Below are 17,498 nucleotides of genomic sequence, written 5' to 3'. Positions count from 1 at the left end.
ATCGGGTGTGAGGTAACGAACTACAAAAAGATTGAGGGCAATTTTATGAATTCAAACGCTTGGCGTAGTAACGCAATGCACCACCAGGAATGGTAATTGAGTCTTCACGTTTATCTGGGGTGATGTCTTGCGTTTCTCCTGCCATTAGCTGGAAAATATCATTAGCCTGCATTTCCAACAGCCACTCGTTGAACTCCGATCGCCCAACTCTTTCCCCGATCGCCCGTCGCATCCGATAAATCGGCACTAAATCGTCTAAGTTATAATCCCGGTTCAAGCTGTCATACACATCGATCGCCACAACCTTAAAATTGTCATAGGAGGCGATCGCCCCTGCATCCTTTTTCCCCGTCTCCACAGCAACACTCGCCGCACCATCCTGATGCCGAATCCACTTCAGCAGAGCATTTCCCAGCCGAGTACCGATTTGAGAACCATCAAACTCAAACAGAGAATCCCGACTTTTCAAGCCCTGCGCTAAAACCTCTTTCCCCTTCGCGCTCAACTCCACCCGCGTCACCCGATTTACCAGCGAATACTCGATCGCCCCAGATTCCTGCAACTGGGCGAGCACTTCCAGATACCTCTGACTCGTCTCATTAGTGCGAACAATCCGCTTAGTCAAATCCCCCTTTTTAACCGGAATCTGACCGCCACCCAAATCCCACAAATTCAGCAATACCCGAACTTTCGCCTTCGCATCCCAAACCGCTTGCTCTTCCGGTGTCAAAGTTTTAGACACAGCAATTTCATTTTGCTCAGACATATCCATACCTTTAAATCCCTATTGTTAGTATCAAATCTTACCAGAAATTTTGTTAAAAAACATCTCAACTTCTCAGCAAAATAGCGCGCGAGACCGCGCACAACCCATGCAAACTTCATTTTAAAATAATTGGCATTGACTAAAATCTGAGTATTTGATACAATGACTGATTGGACAATCGATCGCACTTCAAAATATCTACACTCAATAAGAGCGATCGTACATTTCCATCAAAACAATCGGAATCAACCCCACTTACCAGAAAGAATTGGTTTAAAGCCCCAAGCCCGGGAGAAATTAAAATCAGACGATTCATTATTCCAATCCTCGGACTTCCAGGTAGAGCTCGCCCTCCGAAGTCAACTGTCAACTGTCAACTGTCAACTGTCAACTGTCAACTGAAAACTTAGCAACCTCAGCAAATATAGCGCTCCGAACCACAGTCAACCACGAGCAATTCAGATTAACTGCGACTTTAGTTCAATCCCCAATTCAGCCTTTAGAAAGACGAATTCAACCGAAACATCTTGTTACATTGCAATCAAAGCATTGAAGAGAATTTTACCCATGAAAACTATTCCAGACCAAATTGCAGACATCAAAGAAAAACTGCCAGATTTGACTCCCACCCCTCCCAGTTTAAAAGCCCAAGTATCCAGCCACGACCTCAAAGCCCGCTTAGATTGGGGCGAACCCGGACTGACAATCATCGACGCCCGCGATTTTGAAAGCTTCGATAAAAGTCGCATTACCGGCGCCGTACCAATGCCAATGGACGAATTAGTCGATCGAGCAAAAGCCAGCCTAGAACCCGTTCGCGACATCTACATCTACGGCGAAACCGACGAACAAACAGCAGAAGCCGCCAATCTTCTGCGCGCAGCAGGCTTTAGAAAAGTCGCCGAACTAAAAGGCGGAATTCCAGCTTGGAAAGCCATCGACGGCCCCATCGACGGCGCTCTAGAACACGGTAATCCAGGCCCCGCCGCCTACAATGTTTTCGCTCGCCTGCAACATCACGCCAAAGCCCAGAAAATTAACAAATAATCTCACAGAAAACCTAGATACCCGACTTCTTGAAGAAGTCGGGTATCTAACAGAACAATTTGTTTGTAGTAATAACTTCAGTGGGTGCATCTCATTTTGGCGAATATATCCGTAGGGGCGAAGCATGACCGCAGAAAATAGGAGATTATAACTAATAACTTATATGCGGTCATGCTTCGCCCTCTTCAAAAGTGAGATGCACCCACTTCAGTCCTTAGCGAATAAAAGTTTTAAGATAGGACTAAAGTCCTTACTACAAACTTAATTATGGGTAGATAAGGAGATTTGATATTAACTCTTTTTTTTGCCGTCCAAAAAAGCTTTAACTTCCCTCAAGATTTGCCGATTCCCATCAAAAGTAATCTGCTTGACTGCATCCTCAAAAGAACTCCAAGCATGATTCTGAACTTCCTCTACTTGCAACTGAACTTCCATTGAATTTACAAAAGCCAAAAAGTAAGTAACAGTCTTTTCAATTGATTCCCCTTCCTTAGCAGAGGAATAATGTTGCACAGAACTAGGCTTCCCTTCCTTAACAAAGGAATAACTTTCCACAAAACTAGGCTCCTCAACCACTTCACAATCGCGGATGCCAGTTTCCTCCTCAAACTCCCGCTTCGCCGTTTCTAGCGCAGATTCCCCCGGATTCGCGTGACCTTTAGGAAACGCCCAATGTCCGGCTTGATGTTGAATCAACAAAAACAAACTATCAGTTTCAGTCGCAAAAACTGGCACAATGCCAAAAGCTTCATCTTTCATATTTTTTCTCTTTGCTATTAATAACTAATCGGAATCTTCTCTTAGTCCACGCAGGTGGACTTCGTTTGTGTAGACGCGATTTCCAATCGCCGGGAATTTGTGGTTTAAACTATAATTCCCATCCCAACCGAGTTGGCTGTTCGTAAAGCCGCTTCAAAGTATTAACATCCCTCGCAGAAATAGCCGGAGGATTCCGCACCTGAGAAAAATAAAGCACATCAGTTTCCAGCAAACTGTGGCCCCAAATCCCCAAAGCGTGCCCCAACTCATGCCGCGCCGTCGCCGGAACATACTTACCCACTTGATTCGGATTCAAATAAACCGCAAACCGATGAGATAAAACTGTTTTATCCCCATCCCGACGATTGTACAACTCATAGGTGGATTCCCCCGATCGCGATCGCAAAAGCCCTTGACGCAAAGGCGGAGCCTGACGTAAAATTCTAATATCAGCCGCCTCGGAACTATCCACGACTTGCAAAGGCAAATAAACCCCCCATTCCCGCACAACACCCAACACCGCTGCTATCCATTCTTCAGACTTATTCCCCTCAACCGGACGCTCCACATACACCTGAATCGGGAACTTCGACCATAGCAAATGACCGACATTTGGCTGTTTAATGCGATCGAAATAATCGCCGCTATTAGTTGCATCTTGCCAATTAGCCAGCGTTGGTGGTAAAGGGTGAACCCGTGGAGAAGGCCAAGTATTTGGGAGAGGAGAAAGAGAAAGACTCGCCGCCGGAGCATTAACCTGAGTAAAAATTATGAGACTAAAACAAAATAAAGCCAATCCCAAACCAGCCAGCAATCGAGCTTTTATCGAAACTTTGAACAACCGCATTTTTCAGACCGCAGATACACACAAATAAACGCAGATGAATACAAATTATATCAACTTCATCTGCGTTAATCTGTGTTTATCTGCCTACATCTGCGGTTAAAAATCCTAATCTTACAACTTAGGAGTCAACCAACCAGCACTCAAAATAATAGTCAAACCCATAAACACAATAGACAGACCCCAAGTAATCCGATTGAGAGTTGTTTCCGCACTCTTAGCGCTGGTAAATAATTGAGCTTGTCCGCCAATTCCTCCAATGCCATCGCCTTTAGGACTGTGGAGCAATACAAAAACCACAAGTCCTAAAGCAGACAAAGACCAGATAACTTGTAACACAGAAACAATATTCATAATTTGGGCTAATTGGTAATTAGTAATCGGTAATTCATTATCATATCAAATTTAGTCGATCGCACACAACCGGGCAGTCGAGGCCCGATCCCCTAAATCATCCTTAAAAAGCAGGGGGGTTTTATAGTCAGGAGAGAGATAGGTACGTAGTTGGGCTTTAGCCCTCTTTGTATATATGTCTAAAGAGGGCTGAAGCCCAACTACGTACCTTGCCTAACCCTACCTACCTGTAGCCCAGACTTCCTAAAGCCGCACCCGCACCGGAGTGCGATTAGCCCGAACTTCAAATTCAGCAGCTTGAATCATAGACTTTCCAGTCATCTCCGGGGGCTGAGGCAACCTCAACAGCTCCAAAATCGTCGGCGCCACATCGGCCAAACAGCCGTCCGCCCTGAGAGCAACATTCCCTCCGTGACCTGGAATTTTCAGACCTTCGCCTTCTATTAGAATAAAGGGCACCGGGTTAGTAGTGTGAGCCGTCCAAGGATTCCCGTTCTCGTCGAACATCACCTCAGCATTTCCGTGGTCAGCAATAATAATTGCCGTTCCCCCAGCTTGGGAAATCCCGGTCAACAGCCGCCCCAAACATTTATCCACAGTTTGAACCGCAATTATCGTCGCATCCAGCATCCCCGTATGACCAACCATATCCGGGTTAGCGTAGTTAAGCACCACAAACGAATAAATCCGCTTGGACAAAGCCTCCAGCGCCACATCCGTCACCTCAGCGGCCGACATCTCCGGCGCCTCATCGTAAGTCGCCACCATCGGACTCTGCACCATTTCGCGGTCTTCCCCCTCAAAAGGCTCTTCCAGACCCCCATTAAAAAAATAAGTCACGTGAGCGTACTTTTCAGTTTCCGCTGTCCGCAACTGTCGCAAACCGTGCTTAGAAATCACCTCACCCAGAATATTGTTCAAATTCTGGGGTTCAAAAGCCACCAGTACCGACGACAGTTTGGGGTCGTACTGAGTAAAACTCGCAAAGGTCAGCGGCTCAATTAACTGCCGTTCAAAGCCCTTAAAATCTGGCGCTACAAAAGCCTGAGTCAACTCTCTAGCCCTGTCCGGTCGAAAATTGAAGAAAATCATCCCATCCCCGGATGCCACCGCTCCCGGGGCAATGCGAGTCGGAACTGCAAACTCGTCGGTTACTCCTTCAGCATAGGAGGCCTGCAACACATCAACTGCCGATCGACCATCAGGTGCGCTCTCAACCGTCATTACCTCATAAGCGCGGCTCACCCGATCCCAGCGTTTGTCTCTGTCCATCGCGTAATAGCGGCCGCTGATGGTAGCAATCCGACCCACTCCTACTTGTTTGATATAACCTTCTATCTTGCTGAGAGCTTCTACACCCTCTTTCGGAGTAGTATCGCGGCCGTCTGTAATCGCGTGGATGCAAACTTCAGAAATTCCCTGTGCTTTTGCTAGCTGTAGCAAACCCAAAATGTGACTCAGGTGCGAGTGTACCCCACCCTCGGAACAAAGACCGGTCAGGTGTAACTTGCCGCCCCGACGGCGCACTTCCTCGCAAAGTTTAACCAGCGCCCGGTTGTCGAGCAAAGAACCATCTTCGACAGCATCCGAGATTCGCACTAACTCTTGAGGAACCACGCGGCCGGCGCCGAGATTTAAGTGACCGACTTCCGAGTTGCCCATTTGCCCGTCTGGAAGCCCTACCGCCCGACCTGATGTGTTAATCAGAGTTCTGGGATAAGCTGCCCAGAGACTGTCCATCACGGGTGTTTTCGCTAAGGCGATCGCATTTCCGTCTTTTTCTTCACGATAACCCCAGCCATCTAGAATAATCAGCACTACAGGAGATACAGACGTTTGTGCCATGCCAATACCCTATTTACAATAATTAATTTCTCGATCGTCATTATTGCCGATTTTGCGGAACATCTTCCGCTCATATATTTTGTACAGCGGCCCAACAACACGAACAATAATTCCCCCAGCCACAGCATTTTGGAAACTAATTTCCACCCGATCGGCAAATTGTCTAATTGATTGCCTTGACTTGAACTCTGAATCCACCGTTGGATACTGTTACTCGATAGCGCCAACAGTGGCCGTGCTTTGACAGCCGGATTTTCCCGGATTGTTCAACGGTAAACTGCTCTGGAAACACTCAAAACAATACCACACTTGGTCGTATTTTGCTAGTGGCTCAAAAAATAAATTAAACAGCCTTGACCGGGCTGCGAATAACTTTAACAGTATGCAAATAAAAATTGGTTTCTGAATTGTCTCAGTTTCAGCGGACATAAAACTCTACAACATCTTTTTTGATTTTCACATCGTAATTGCCAAAGAAATCGTGACCGAGGAGACCAATTTCCATTTGTTTGGCGATCGCCACTTCGACATTTTGGATGGCAGCACCCCCAACCCGAATCGATCGCACCAAACCAATGGGGAACTCGACAATGCTACCGTCAGCGATCCCCGCTCTCCCAGTGCCCACTTGCCTCACTCCCAGTGCAGTAGCCATCCGCTGAGTAATTAAAGTGCCGCTCGCCCCGGTATCGACAATCATTTCAAAAGTCTTGTTACCGTTAAATACCACATCAATCACAGGTGTCCCACCCGCGCGGCGCTTGATTTTCGCTTGAAATACCTTTTGATTCCCACCAGAGGCTGGTTGATTGGCTGGCGGTTGGGCACCAGGATTTGAGGTGCCCCTGCGAAACTGAGAATACACATTGCCACTTGTGGCTTCCGAGGCTGCTGTTAAAGTGCGATCGAGCTGCTGGGAACTCACAAGTGGCACCAATGCCATCACCTTTGTTTCTGGCTGATGCGAATGAGCATTCACATTGCCGCTTCCCACCGATCCCAGACCTACCAAAATAGCCACAGAAACAATGCCCGATCGCCAAATCCGTTGCAGAATCACTTTTGCCACCATAACCATGCCCTAATTAGTTAAATATGTGCAAGAACCACCACCATTGATATCCTAACCTGCTCTTGAAAACCCAGGGCCCGCCTCAATATCAAATCGTCCGGAAAACTTGGCAATTTAAAAGCGATCGCATACCATCAAACCAGGTAAACTGAAAAGCGGCAAATGGCAGCAACTGCAATTGCCATTTGGATCACTTAAAAGTCAGGCGTTTGGGGACGATCGGTAATGCGTAAACTTTTATATTTTGCAACTATAGGAATGCTGGCTTTCTCGATCGGGGGATGCGGCGGCGACGGGGGTGGCGACACAGCCAGTCCCACTCCTAGTCCTAGTATCAGTCCGGGTGCAACACCAGGGGCACCAGCAGCCAACGCTCCCGGAACGACCGGGGGTGTGGCAAGTCCCACACCAGGAGCTCAGACATTCCCCTCTCCAGTAGTAGCGGCCCAGCCCCCCGGCTTGATCCGATCGACAAACCCTGACGATCGCGCCAGACAAGCTCAAGCAGACATTGATGGCAAAAAGACAGCCCCAAGGGCAATTCCACAGACATCTGTCCCCGGCCAAGCAAATGACCCATTCTCAGTCCTTCCCCCTCAACCACTCAAAACAGACGGTGGCGGGACAGCGGGCAACGAACTCCCCAACCTCCCAGTCAGACAAGTTCCAAGTCTGCCCAAGCTGCCAGACGAGAGAAACCCACCTCGGTGGACGCCAGTACCGGGATCGAAAAGGGCACCGGGCGGCGGCACAGTTGCCGAACTTCCCAAAGCTCAAAGCCCCGCACAGGTGTCAAGTCTTCCCAACCTGCCGCTAACCCCCGTACCCCAATGGCGGCCTCCAATTTCAGCGCGTCCCCAAGCAGCTCCCGGACGCCCCGGAGCGAGACCAGCAGGCTCCCCAAACGTCGCAGGAAATCCGGCGTCAATACCGGGCATTCCAGCAGGCTCAACCGGCGGCACCGGACGCCCCGGATCCAGACCGGCAGGTGCCCCAAACGTCGCGGGAAATCCGGCATCAATACCGGGAGTGCCTTCTATACCGGGCTTCCCAACAGGCACCACCGGCGGTACCGGTACCAGACCAGGACGCCCCGGAGCCAGACCAGCAGGTTCCCCAGATATAGCAGGAGCTCCGGCATCATCAATACCGGGAGTTCCCTCTATACCGGGCTTCCCAAGAGGCACGACGGCAGGCCCCCAAGGGACGCGACGACCGGCCCAGACACCGGGACGGCCAGGAGCAACACCGGGACGCCCGCCAGCGATCGCCGCCCGCCCGCCCGGCCCGCCCCGCCCTCCCAACATTCCCAATATCGCCACCAGAGAATTGCCCGGTCTGCCCAAGCTGCCGGAATTAACACCGCCGCCCTCGTGGCAAGACCCGAATCCACCACCACCCCCCGCACCACCACCGCCACCGCCTTCGACAGACAATGCCAAAGGAGTTGAAGTTAGTGGCGTAGTCAGAGTTGGTAATGACATACTGGTAATTGTGAAAGCACCTAACGAGCCAACAAGTCGATATATCAAAGTAGGACAGCGGATTGCCAGCGGGCAGGTGCTAATCAAACGGGTTGATTTCAAATCAGGAGCCGATCCGATTGTGGTTCTAGAAGAAAACGGTGTAGAGGTTTCTAAAATTGTGGGAGAAAAATCTCCCCGAGTTGCCCAGAACCCAATTTAATGCAAAATTTAGCTCAATCCTTAGAAAAAAAATTGAGAACCGTCATGCTTCGCTCAATTAAACAACTCGGAATATTCATGTTGGTTGGCACGGGGGTAGGATGCCTCTCACTGCTAGCCAATACTAAATCGTCATTGGCGGCGCCAGCAGCAGAACAAAAGCGCCCTCCGGTTTGCGAAGGCTCTCCCCCGAACGGTAGAGTCAAGTGCAACTACGAAAATGGCGACAATTATGAAGGAACTTTCGTCAACGGCAGACCTCAGGGACAAGGAATATACGTATACTCCAAGGGCGATCGCTATGAAGGACAGTTTCGTAACGGCGTGCCCAACGGTCAAGGCACATTCCTGTTCGCCAACGATGACCGCATGGTAGGAGAGTTCCGCAACGGTCTGATCGTTAGGGGAGAAGCTATTTTTGCCACGGGCGATCGCTACAGAGGAACATTTGAAATTGTTCAACAAGTAGGTGGCAGCGCTCCAAGCAGTCAGCCACACGGTCAAGGGCAATTTATCTTTGCCACGGGCGATCGCTACGCCGGACAATTTTTCGCAGGAAATCCATTTGGTCGCGGAGTGTTTACTCGATCGGACGGCACTCGCTGCGACGGTCAGTTTTTCAACGAAAAGCTAGACGGTAAAGGTAGTTGCAGTTTCCCCAACGGCGTTCGCTACGAAGGCGAATTTCGTAAGGGATTGCCTCACGGTAGAGGCGTAATTACAGATGCTAAAGGTAGACGCTTTTCTGGAGAGTTTCGGGCAGGCAAGCGCGTTCAACCTTGAATCTCGCTGCTAAAATTTGCGATCGGACATTAGTGGAGGCCTTTTGACATGACGACAAATGCTGCTTCTAGTTCTGGGCACGCCAGCCAAATTCCTTTTGACTTTGCCCCGCAGCAGACTCAAGATGCTGACTTATTAAGACAGCTAGATTTTGTTCCGGGTTTGAAGGAAATCTTGACTTTGCGCCAAGTTCATGCTTTGGAACACGCTACGGTTTGGGTACTCAGCCAATCTGGCGGTACGCCGACAGCAAGAGCAGATAATCAGTTATTGGGCGGAATGTCCACTGACCAAGGATTTTATCTGTACGGCCGCGTTAACATTGCACAGTTGCGTCATGCAGTGCAATTAGCTTTGCAGCGGATTGCCAGCGGAGAGTGGGATTTAGCCGTACATCCCCGCTGTGGCACCAACTTGTCGGTGGCAATGCTACTGACTGCTGGACTTGCTGTCGGCATCAATTTAGCTCTACCGAAGGGGCCCATTCTGCAACTTTTGGGTTTGGGTGCGGCGGCGGCGACAGCAGCTCAGTTAGCTCCCGATGTGGGAGCTCTGGCTCAGCGCTACGTCACAACTGCTATTCCGTTTAATTTGAGTATTGTTGATATTTCTGTCAGTCAGGACTTCTGGGGACGGGAAGCTCATTTTGTGCGCGTGCGTTGGGTTGAATAGCTGCGACGGCAAGGGAGACGGGGAGAGAGGGGCAAATCTTCATTTTTCCTTTTTCATTCTTCCTTTTTGAGTCCAGGATGCCAGTGTCACAATAAAGGATTTTTTGGGTACGTTGTTGGGAAAAGAGCGCTCTTTTCCCAACAACGTACCTTTTTTAAGGTGCCATCTGCCTTTTTCATTCTGCCTTTTTCATTCTTCCTTCTGCCATATTATTTGTATTATAGCTTTTCTTATATAGATTAGGTACGTTGTTGGGCTTGGGCCCTCTTAGTTTATTAAGTGGTTGTAGGAGCTGTCAGTCATACCTCATCTTTTTGAGAAAGGCTATATAGCTTTTCTCAAAAAGATGAGAGATAATTCGTAAATGCAGTTTTTAGCAGCATAACTTGCTATGTAATAAATCTAAGAAGGGCTGAAGCCCAACAACGTACCTACTTGTTATAAATCTAAGAAGGGCTGAAGCCCAACAACGTACCTCATTTTTATAAAAACGGATTTATATATCAGAATCGGTATCATAAAAACGATACTATTCAAACGTCAATTCTGGTTAAGCATTAACTTAATTTAATTCACTAACTGGCACTACACAATGAGAAATATATTTTTTGGTAGCTCGATAAATTTCTATTATATTCAGTTTCCATCTTCACAATCAAGGCGTCAGCTATGAAAAGCTCGGATTGACTTCTGAGGCGACTTGCCAGAAGAGAGCAGCATCAGGTAAAATTGCTTGTTAGAATTTTTAGATCAAAAGTCAATCAAAAAAATGTGCAAACTAGCGATCGACAAAACCAGTCTAGCAAGCCTGCTGGCAGTCACATTAGCCCTAGCAGGCAACAGCTTTTTACCTTTGGGTCACAATGCGAGTTTTGCGAGGGAAATTGCCCAAGCTAACGAACCAGAAAGAGTTCCCGACGGCAAGATGGTTCCCGTTAATGGCAAAGCTAATGTGAGATTAACGAATAAAACCAGCGATCGACTATTTTATCAAGTAGTTGGACAAACTAACCGCCGCACCTTAGCCGAAAATTCAACAGTCGCGCTGCAAGCATTGACACTACCTGCATCCATTGTATTTAGGCGACAAGACGGCGCATTATTGAAAGCGAGTTTAAAACCCGTTGGTGAAGGCACAGTAGAAGTAAGATTAGACGAGACAAATGATTTAGGTTTGGATAAAAGATCTTTAAGCATTCGGAATGATGGTGCACTGTTTCTCCGATAACACGGCGGTTGAAAGCGCCCGATCTTCTTATCCCAAGCATATTGATATAAAATCAATTTGGCGATCGCCCTGGCAACTCGAACTCACCTTCAATACACATCCGAGTCCCTATGTCAATCAAAAAAATTCTTTCCATAGCGCTGTTAATTTTCATCCCCATTTCCATCGCCGCCGAATATTTGCACTGGGGGTCTCTGGTAGTTTTCATCACATCCGCCCTAGGCATTATACCTCTGGCGATTTGGTTGAGCACAGCAACAGAAGAAGTGGCGATCGTCACAGGGCCCTCCATCGGCGGCTTATTAAATGCAGTCTTCGGGAATGCTACGGAATTAATTATTGCCATAGTAGCCCTGAAAGCCGGCTTGATTGACATCGTGAAAGCCAGCATCACCGGCACAATTATCAGCAACTTGCTCTTGGTGATGGGATTTTCCATGCTGCTAGGGGGAATCCGCTACAAAGAACAGGAATTCAAGCCAATTATCGCGCGGGTGAACGGTTCCACCATGACTCTAGCAGTGATTGCGATTCTGCTGCCGACGATGGTAATTTACACGTCGAATGGAGTGGAACCCGCAGCCATTCAGAATCTTTCGTTAATAACTGCGATCGTCCTAATTGCAGTTTACGCACTAACGCTGCTATTTTCCTTAAAAACTCACAGCTATCTTTACGAAGTCGGCATACTAGAGTTAGAAGATTCTGAAAATACCGATGAATCAACTGCACACAAACCGAATTTGTGGCTGTGGATAGGAGTGCTAGTCGCCTCAACAGTTGCAGTTGCTTTTGAATCAGAAATTTTTGTGGGCGTTGTCGAAGAAACTACCAAAGGATTGGGATTAACACCACTGTTTACAGGTGTAATTTTGTTGCCGATTGTGGGCGGTGCGGCGGAATACGTAACGGCGGTGGGAGTGGCGATGAAAAATAATATGGATTTGTCAGTTTCCGTGGCGATGGGTTCGAGTTTGCTAGTTGCTTTGCTGGTAGCGCCGGTGTTGGTGATTATCGGTATCGTGATTCATCAGCCGATGGATTTAAACTTTAATCCGTTTGAAGTGGTTGCAGTTGCCATTGCGGTGACAATCGCTAATCTAATTAGTCTTGACGGGCGATCGAATTGGCTGGAAGGAGTGCTACTTTTAGCAACATATATTGTGTTAGCTGCGGCATTTTACTTTCACCCTGTTACTTGAAGCAACTGTCAGATCAAATAAAGGTATGTTGTTGCGCTTCAGCGCTCTTAATATTAAGAGCGTGGCTCTCCTGAGTCTGTGGTGATAAACAAACCGCATATCCTTGACGAAGAGAGCATCACAGAATCGCGAACAGTTGTGTCTGATACCGTATCCACCATAAACCCAGGAGAGCCAAGAGCGCTGAAGCGCAACAACATACCTAAAATTACGGACAGCGACACTCTTGAACAGTAACACACTCTATTCTGCAACTTTTTCCTTTGCGCCTCCTCTCGCGACAATCAGCATCATCCTGACATTGTGAAGTGACTTTGTTCTCACAAACTTGCTGACGTGGAAAAGTACCTAAATTTTGTACAGAAACTTGAGCGGTAAGCGCACCCTGTTCTATAATTTGGTTATTTTCTTTGATTTCATAGGCAAATTTATTTTCGCCCTCTAACACCGAAAAAGTTCTTGTTTTGTGACTGTTTGCTAACTTAAATCCAAAACTTTCGGAAAACTCACCTTTGTCATAACTTCTATCTGTGTAAGGATAGGGGTCAGTTTCCATGCCATCGGTCACATTTTTAATCAGCACTCTTCTGTTAGGGCCGGGGGGAGTCTTGCTGGAAACAAATCGAGCGCTTTGCGAATCAGGGGAGATGCCACTTCCGGGACACTGACCTACATATTCAACGCGCTTGAATTGAATCATGTTAATATTAAAACTGTTTTCGTTCTTTACCCGAAATTGTGCTTCGCTAGTCTGCTGGGCGCTGACTGTGAAAGCTGCTAGTGTGACTAAAATTGCACCAATCAAAAAAGCTAGGAATTTGATTGGTCGCTTCCCCGTAAAATATCTGGCGCGTTTCATCTCTTTATACCTCCAATATGAAAAAAGTGCATTTTATTTGAATGTAAGTTTAACTAGAAAGCTTAACTGTTGTCAAGATCGATAAAATAGGTTTGTAGTGAGGACTTTAGTCCTTCCTGGTTAGTCTCTCCACCAATGAATGAAGTATTCATGGTGCAGGTTTGTAGTGAGGACTTTAGTCCTTCCTGGTTAGTCTCTCCACCAATGAATGAAGTATTCATGGTGCAGGTTTGTAGTTGCTAGATGATTAATTAATTAAATCACCATAGCTGACGCACCCTACTTTAAAATGTTACTCGATCGCGCCATTTGTCTATAGCCTTGTTTCCTACTCCTGGCAATCTTTCGACATCCTCCCAAGACTCAAAAGGCTGCTTTTCCCGCGCTGCAATAATTTTCTCGGCTAACTTCTGGCCAACCCCTGGCAAAGTTTCTAGTTCTTCTTGAGTCGCGCTATTCAAATTAATTAAGTTTTTACCACCACTTTGCGGTTGAGGATTCGCAGGTTTTGATGTTGCTTGGACTGATTTACACTCTTTTTGCTTAGCGTCAATTTTCTGTTTGATTCGGGCGGGAATTCCCAAGATTGCACCTTTGTAAAGCCGATCGAACTCCCGCTCAAAATGGGCCCCAACCGTCGGGCTGTCGATCGCCAATAACGTCTCATCATTCCCGTGATTTGCAGCCTCACTCCAGTTGTGAGAGCCTGTCAGCACGGTATTTCCGTCGATAACGCCGAATTTGTGGTGCAGGCGATCGCCCATTGGTAACAGCGGCACTCCCACTGTAGTCAGCGGCTTTTTCCACGGGCGATTGTCCGCTTCTAAGCCGCCGCAATCCTGCATGAAAGTCGCCCCCATCATGTCTAAACCTTCGCTGTAAGGGCGATAAATGAAATTTGGGTCAATCAAAGCTCGCACCGCTACACCGCGCCTAGATTCAAGTTCCAGAGTATTTGACAACCGCTGCGCCGAAAATACAAAGAGTGCCAAATTAACAGATTTTTTTGCCTTTGCTAAAGTGCGATTTATCAAACTGTTAACGCTTTGTTCCCAAGGCAAAGTCGCACTTGTTGGTGAAAATTGCACCGCAACAGTTGCATTACCAACTCTCACTTTTTGCACTTGACGAAACGGCTTTTTGATGCCAAACTTGCTATCCGGTTTACCACCGGGCCCGTCGCCCCACATGATGTTAAATTCTTGAGTAAATATTTGCGCTAATTTAGGGCTGGCAATTTTTAGCAGATTGTTGGCATTGCCGCGACTTGCTGCTGTTTTGAAATCGCCGTGGATATCGCTGGTGGTAAAATTCGCCGAAGTTACGATGACTGTTTTGCCGTCAATTACTGCAAATTTGTGGTGCATCAAACCGCTGCCTTTGCTGCCGTCAGCAGTATCGTCAATTACAGGAATCCCCGCATCTTTGAGAATTACCAAAGCATCATTTTGCTTGATTTCCTCGGCACTAAATTTACCGTCTTTATTGGTATCGGCTAGTTGCAGAAATTCGCTGTAGCGATCGCGCTCTCGTTCCGGTAACTTTGCCAACTCCTGGGCTGTATAATCGCTCCAAGGGCGATTGTACAGATGTTCGACAATTAATCTGACTTTAATTCCAGCGCGCGCGCGATCGGCCAACCTTCGTGCAATACCAGGTAAGCGAAACTCCTGAACCGCTATATCTACGGTCGATTCAGCATTGGCTACAGCCTCGGCGATTAACTTTTCTAAATCGTCTCCAGGTCTAGTTTGCGGGCGGTAAGGCTCTGTATAACTCGAAGTGAGCGACTGATTGAAGTATACTTGCAACAAGGGGTCTTGAGGCAGCGGAGCGAGAGTGGGAGGTAAATTCTGCACGTCCTGCTTTGCTTGTCCGCAAGCCGCTAGGGCGATCGCCAGCAATCCAACACAACACAAACCTGGTAAATTATAATAAAGTACATTCACAAAATTTAAAATTTTATTGAGGTCATCAGTCTATTCAGAGTGGAAAGATATTGGATCGAGGAAAGTTAAAACTATTAAATTTATGACAGGGAATAGATTTTGCGTCTTGTAGAACTGCCTCGATGCCGGAAGCATCACTGGTAGGGTAGCAGCATTCAGGGGCGTGGGTCAAACCCGATACTGATGCTTTATGGCTAAAAGAAAAACAATTTTTGATTGTGGTCACAGGGGATATGGTAAAGCGTGCCATCGGTGTACGCAAGAGTTGATAGCGCAACAGCAATCAGTTGAACTGCTGGCCGAAAAACAGACCCAAAAACAAGAGAGGGAAGCATCATTTGCTAGAGATGCGATCGATCTCAGAGGTCTACCCGACCATGTAGTTACTAAAGCTCGCGCTATTATAGCAGCTTTGGGGGAAAATAAGAATTACAGAGATTTCGGCGGCAAACGCCTGCGTCACAACCGCTGGATTGTGAGTATTCCTGTAACCCGCAACTACAGAATGCTTTGTGAAGATTGCGGCACTTTCTTAATTCCCCAAAAAGTCTTGTCCCATGAAGACTACAATGTCTGCAAACCTGGGAGTCATTAGACAGTTGACAGTTGATAGTTGACAGTTGACAGTGGGGAGTTGACAGTTGACAGCGGGGAGTTGACAGTTGGGAGTTAGCAGTTGGGAGTTAGCAATTGTTATCAGTCATAATTTAAGAATTATGAGTCATGAGTCAATAATCATTTATGCCTTTAGGATAAGTGCTTTATTCATTAGGTAGTCAATCATTCATTATTAGTTCGTCATTTAATTAAAGCAATGCAAATTTACCTCGACTATAGCGCTACAACGCCGACACGCCCAGAAGCAATTGATGCTATGCAAAAAGCTCTGACTCAATACTGGGGAAATCCTTCTAGTTTGCACGAGTGGGGACAAAGGGCGGCGACTGCTTTAGAATTAGCCAGAATGCAGGTTGCTGGGCTGATTAATGCGCTACCCGAATCGATGATTTTTACTTCGGGCGGCACTGAAGCGGATAATTTAGCAATTATGGGAGTTGCGCGTCTTTATACAAAACCGCAGCATATCATTATTTCCAGTGTTGAGCATTCCGCAGTATCAGAACCAGTGCGACAACTCGAAGAATTGGGATGGGAAGTAACTCGATTACCAGTCGATAAACATGGGCGAATTCATCCTTTGGATTTGCAAGAATCACTGCGATCGCACACAGTGCTAATTTCCATCATCTACGGACAAAGCGAAGTTGGTACACTGCAACCCATAGAAGCATTATCGCAAATTGCGCGCGATCGCAATATCCTGTTCCATACCGATGCAGTTCAAGTTGCCGGTAAATTGCCGATTGACGTGCAAAAACTGCCCGTAGACTTGCTTTCGCTTTCCAGTCACAAACTTTACGGGCCGCAAGGTGCAGGGGCGCTGTACGTGCGTCCAGGACTAGAATTGGTGCCAATGTTCGGCGGGGGAGGACAAGAGTTGAAACTGCGTTCAGGGACGCAAGCACTGCCCGCTATCGTCGGTTTTGGAGTGGCGGCGGAGTTGGCTGTGCAGGAAATGGATGTGGAAACGCCGAGGTTGATTGGATTGCGCGATCGACTTTTTGACAAATTAGCTGACATACCCAGTTTAGTCCCGACGGGCGATCGATATTACCGACTGCCGCACCACACCAGTTTTTGCATTGTCTCCCCATCCTGTCGCCCTTACCAAAAGAGAGACACAGAGAGAATCACAGGCAAAACTCTCGTGAGACAGCTAAATTTAGCCGGAATTGGCATTAGTTCCGGTGCGGCTTGTAGCAGTGGTAAACTCACGCCTAGTCCGATATTATTGGCAATGGGATATGACGAAAGCGGTGCGGTTGGTGGAATTCGCTTGACACTGGGACGCGAAACAACTGAAGCTGATATTGATTGGACGGTAATTGCGATCGCACAAATCTTAGATAGATTAATGCCCAAGGTAGCATTGTGCAGGAATTAGAAAACTGGGCGGTGGAATATTGGGTGCTTGGAAATCGGGCGGTTGGAAATCGGGCGCGGGTTGAAGAAAAGGCGGTGAAATTACGTTATCTTCTTTAGTCCGCGGAGGCGGACATCGTTTGTGTAGACGCGGTTTCCAACCGCCGTAATTTGGTTTTTTCCTATATCTTCGCCTCCCATCAAATATCCTCGCAAAAACCCGGTTTCTGGCCACCCACCGACAATTCAAGGCGGTTGAATACCCGGCGGTTGGAAATCCGGCGGTTGGAAACCCGACGGTTGGAAACCCGGCGGTTGGAAACCGCGTCTACACAGACAAAACCCGCCTCTGCGGGTTGAAGAAAAGGCGGTGAAATTACGTTATCTTCTTTAGTCCGCGGAGGCGGACATCGTTTGTGTAGACGCGGTTTCCAACCGCCGTAATTTGGT

The 17,498-nt window shown here is 47.5% G+C and carries 19 protein-coding genes; 8 read left to right on the top strand and 11 right to left on the bottom strand.

The features are described from left to right. Positions 1-43 precede the first annotated feature (43 nt). Positions 44-766: a hypothetical protein gene (locus JGK14_RS23600; RefSeq protein ID WP_325315552.1), complete on the bottom strand. Its 723-nt coding sequence runs from the start codon at positions 764-766 to the stop codon at positions 44-46. Positions 767-905: 139 nt separating this feature from the next. Next, a complete protein-coding gene (locus JGK14_RS23595; protein WP_293203435.1) occupies positions 906-1,082 on the bottom strand; it encodes a hypothetical protein in 177 nt (58 codons plus the stop codon). Positions 1,083-1,333: 251 nt separating this feature from the next. Here JGK14_RS23595 and JGK14_RS23590 point away from each other — a divergent pair, with 251 nt between their 5' ends. Next, entirely contained in the window at positions 1,334-1,813 is a 480-nt protein-coding gene (locus JGK14_RS23590; RefSeq protein WP_293198472.1) for a rhodanese-like domain-containing protein, read from the top strand. Positions 1,814-2,104: 291 nt separating this feature from the next. Here the strand turns inward: JGK14_RS23590 and JGK14_RS23585 are convergent, their stop codons facing one another. The 6 genes from JGK14_RS23585 to JGK14_RS23560 form a co-directional block, all read right to left on the bottom strand. Further along, complete coding sequence (locus JGK14_RS23585) at positions 2,105-2,572, bottom strand: bis(5'-nucleosyl)-tetraphosphatase (protein WP_293186792.1); 468 nt, start codon at positions 2,570-2,572, stop codon at positions 2,105-2,107. 109 nt (positions 2,573-2,681) lie between these two features. Further along, entirely contained in the window at positions 2,682-3,419 is a 738-nt protein-coding gene (locus tag JGK14_RS23580) for a peptidase (protein WP_293318129.1), read from the bottom strand. Between the two features lie 111 nt (positions 3,420-3,530). Then, positions 3,531-3,770, bottom strand: coding sequence for a preprotein translocase subunit SecG (gene secG / locus JGK14_RS23575; protein ID WP_293155559.1), 240 nt, complete (start codon positions 3,768-3,770; stop codon positions 3,531-3,533). A gap of 243 nt (positions 3,771-4,013) precedes the next feature. Then, on the bottom strand, positions 4,014-5,615 hold the full coding sequence (gene gpmI, locus JGK14_RS23570; RefSeq protein ID WP_293208539.1) for a 2,3-bisphosphoglycerate-independent phosphoglycerate mutase: 1,602 nt from the start codon (positions 5,613-5,615) through the stop codon (positions 4,014-4,016). A gap of 9 nt (positions 5,616-5,624) precedes the next feature. Beyond that, entirely contained in the window at positions 5,625-5,813 is a 189-nt protein-coding gene (locus JGK14_RS23565; RefSeq protein ID WP_293186789.1) for a hypothetical protein, read from the bottom strand. Positions 5,814-6,033: 220 nt separating this feature from the next. Then, a complete protein-coding gene (locus tag JGK14_RS23560; protein WP_293325608.1) occupies positions 6,034-6,687 on the bottom strand; it encodes a retropepsin-like aspartic protease family protein in 654 nt (217 codons plus the stop codon). 225 nt (positions 6,688-6,912) lie between these two features. Here JGK14_RS23560 and JGK14_RS23555 point away from each other — a divergent pair, with 225 nt between their 5' ends. The 5 genes from JGK14_RS23555 (at position 6,913) to cax (ending at position 12,257) form a co-directional block, all read left to right on the top strand. After that, positions 6,913-8,373, top strand: a complete 1,461-nt coding sequence (locus tag JGK14_RS23555; protein WP_325315551.1) for a hypothetical protein — start codon at positions 6,913-6,915, stop codon at positions 8,371-8,373. A 44-nt stretch (positions 8,374-8,417) separates the two neighbouring features. Then, the gene (locus JGK14_RS23550; RefSeq protein WP_293155568.1) at positions 8,418-9,155 is read left to right on the top strand and encodes an MORN repeat-containing protein; all 738 of its coding nucleotides are present in this window, start codon (positions 8,418-8,420) and stop codon (positions 9,153-9,155) included. Between the two features lie 48 nt (positions 9,156-9,203). Next, positions 9,204-9,827, top strand: a complete 624-nt coding sequence (locus tag JGK14_RS23545) for a DUF6391 domain-containing protein (RefSeq protein ID WP_293186785.1) — start codon at positions 9,204-9,206, stop codon at positions 9,825-9,827. Between the two features lie 769 nt (positions 9,828-10,596). Beyond that, complete coding sequence (locus JGK14_RS23540; RefSeq protein WP_293186784.1) at positions 10,597-11,055, top strand: hypothetical protein; 459 nt, start codon at positions 10,597-10,599, stop codon at positions 11,053-11,055. 110 nt (positions 11,056-11,165) lie between these two features. Beyond that, the gene (cax, locus tag JGK14_RS23535) at positions 11,166-12,257 is read left to right on the top strand and encodes a calcium/proton exchanger (protein WP_293219945.1); all 1,092 of its coding nucleotides are present in this window, start codon (positions 11,166-11,168) and stop codon (positions 12,255-12,257) included. A gap of 208 nt (positions 12,258-12,465) precedes the next feature. Here cax and JGK14_RS23530 read toward each other — a convergent pair whose 3' ends face one another. Then, positions 12,466-13,116, bottom strand: coding sequence for a hypothetical protein (locus JGK14_RS23530; protein WP_293208548.1), 651 nt, complete (start codon positions 13,114-13,116; stop codon positions 12,466-12,468). Positions 13,117-13,400: 284 nt separating this feature from the next. After that, positions 13,401-15,065 (bottom strand): DUF655 domain-containing protein, encoded by a 1,665-nt coding sequence (locus tag JGK14_RS23525; RefSeq protein WP_293325606.1) that lies wholly within the window; start codon positions 15,063-15,065, stop codon positions 13,401-13,403. 190 nt (positions 15,066-15,255) lie between these two features. On the opposite strand from JGK14_RS23525, the gene JGK14_RS23520 reads away from it, so the two are divergent. Further along, positions 15,256-15,660: a DUF7682 family zinc-binding protein gene (locus JGK14_RS23520; RefSeq protein ID WP_293186780.1), complete on the top strand. Its 405-nt coding sequence runs from the start codon at positions 15,256-15,258 to the stop codon at positions 15,658-15,660. Between the two features lie 219 nt (positions 15,661-15,879). After that, entirely contained in the window at positions 15,880-17,070 is a 1,191-nt protein-coding gene (locus JGK14_RS23515) for a cysteine desulfurase family protein (protein WP_293186779.1), read from the top strand. Positions 17,071-17,248: 178 nt separating this feature from the next. Here JGK14_RS23515 and JGK14_RS23510 read toward each other — a convergent pair. Then, positions 17,249-17,498, bottom strand: a 250-nt coding sequence (locus tag JGK14_RS23510) for a hypothetical protein (RefSeq protein WP_293236594.1), incomplete at its 5' end; no start/stop codon positions are given.

The sequence above is a fragment of the Microcoleus sp. PH2017_28_MFU_U_A genome (assembly GCF_020738035.1).
In the GTDB taxonomy this organism is placed as follows: Bacteria; Cyanobacteriota; Cyanobacteriia; order Cyanobacteriales; family Microcoleaceae; genus Microcoleus.
Note: the sequence above shows the minus strand (reverse complement) of the source record. Positions and strands in the feature narration are given on the sequence as shown.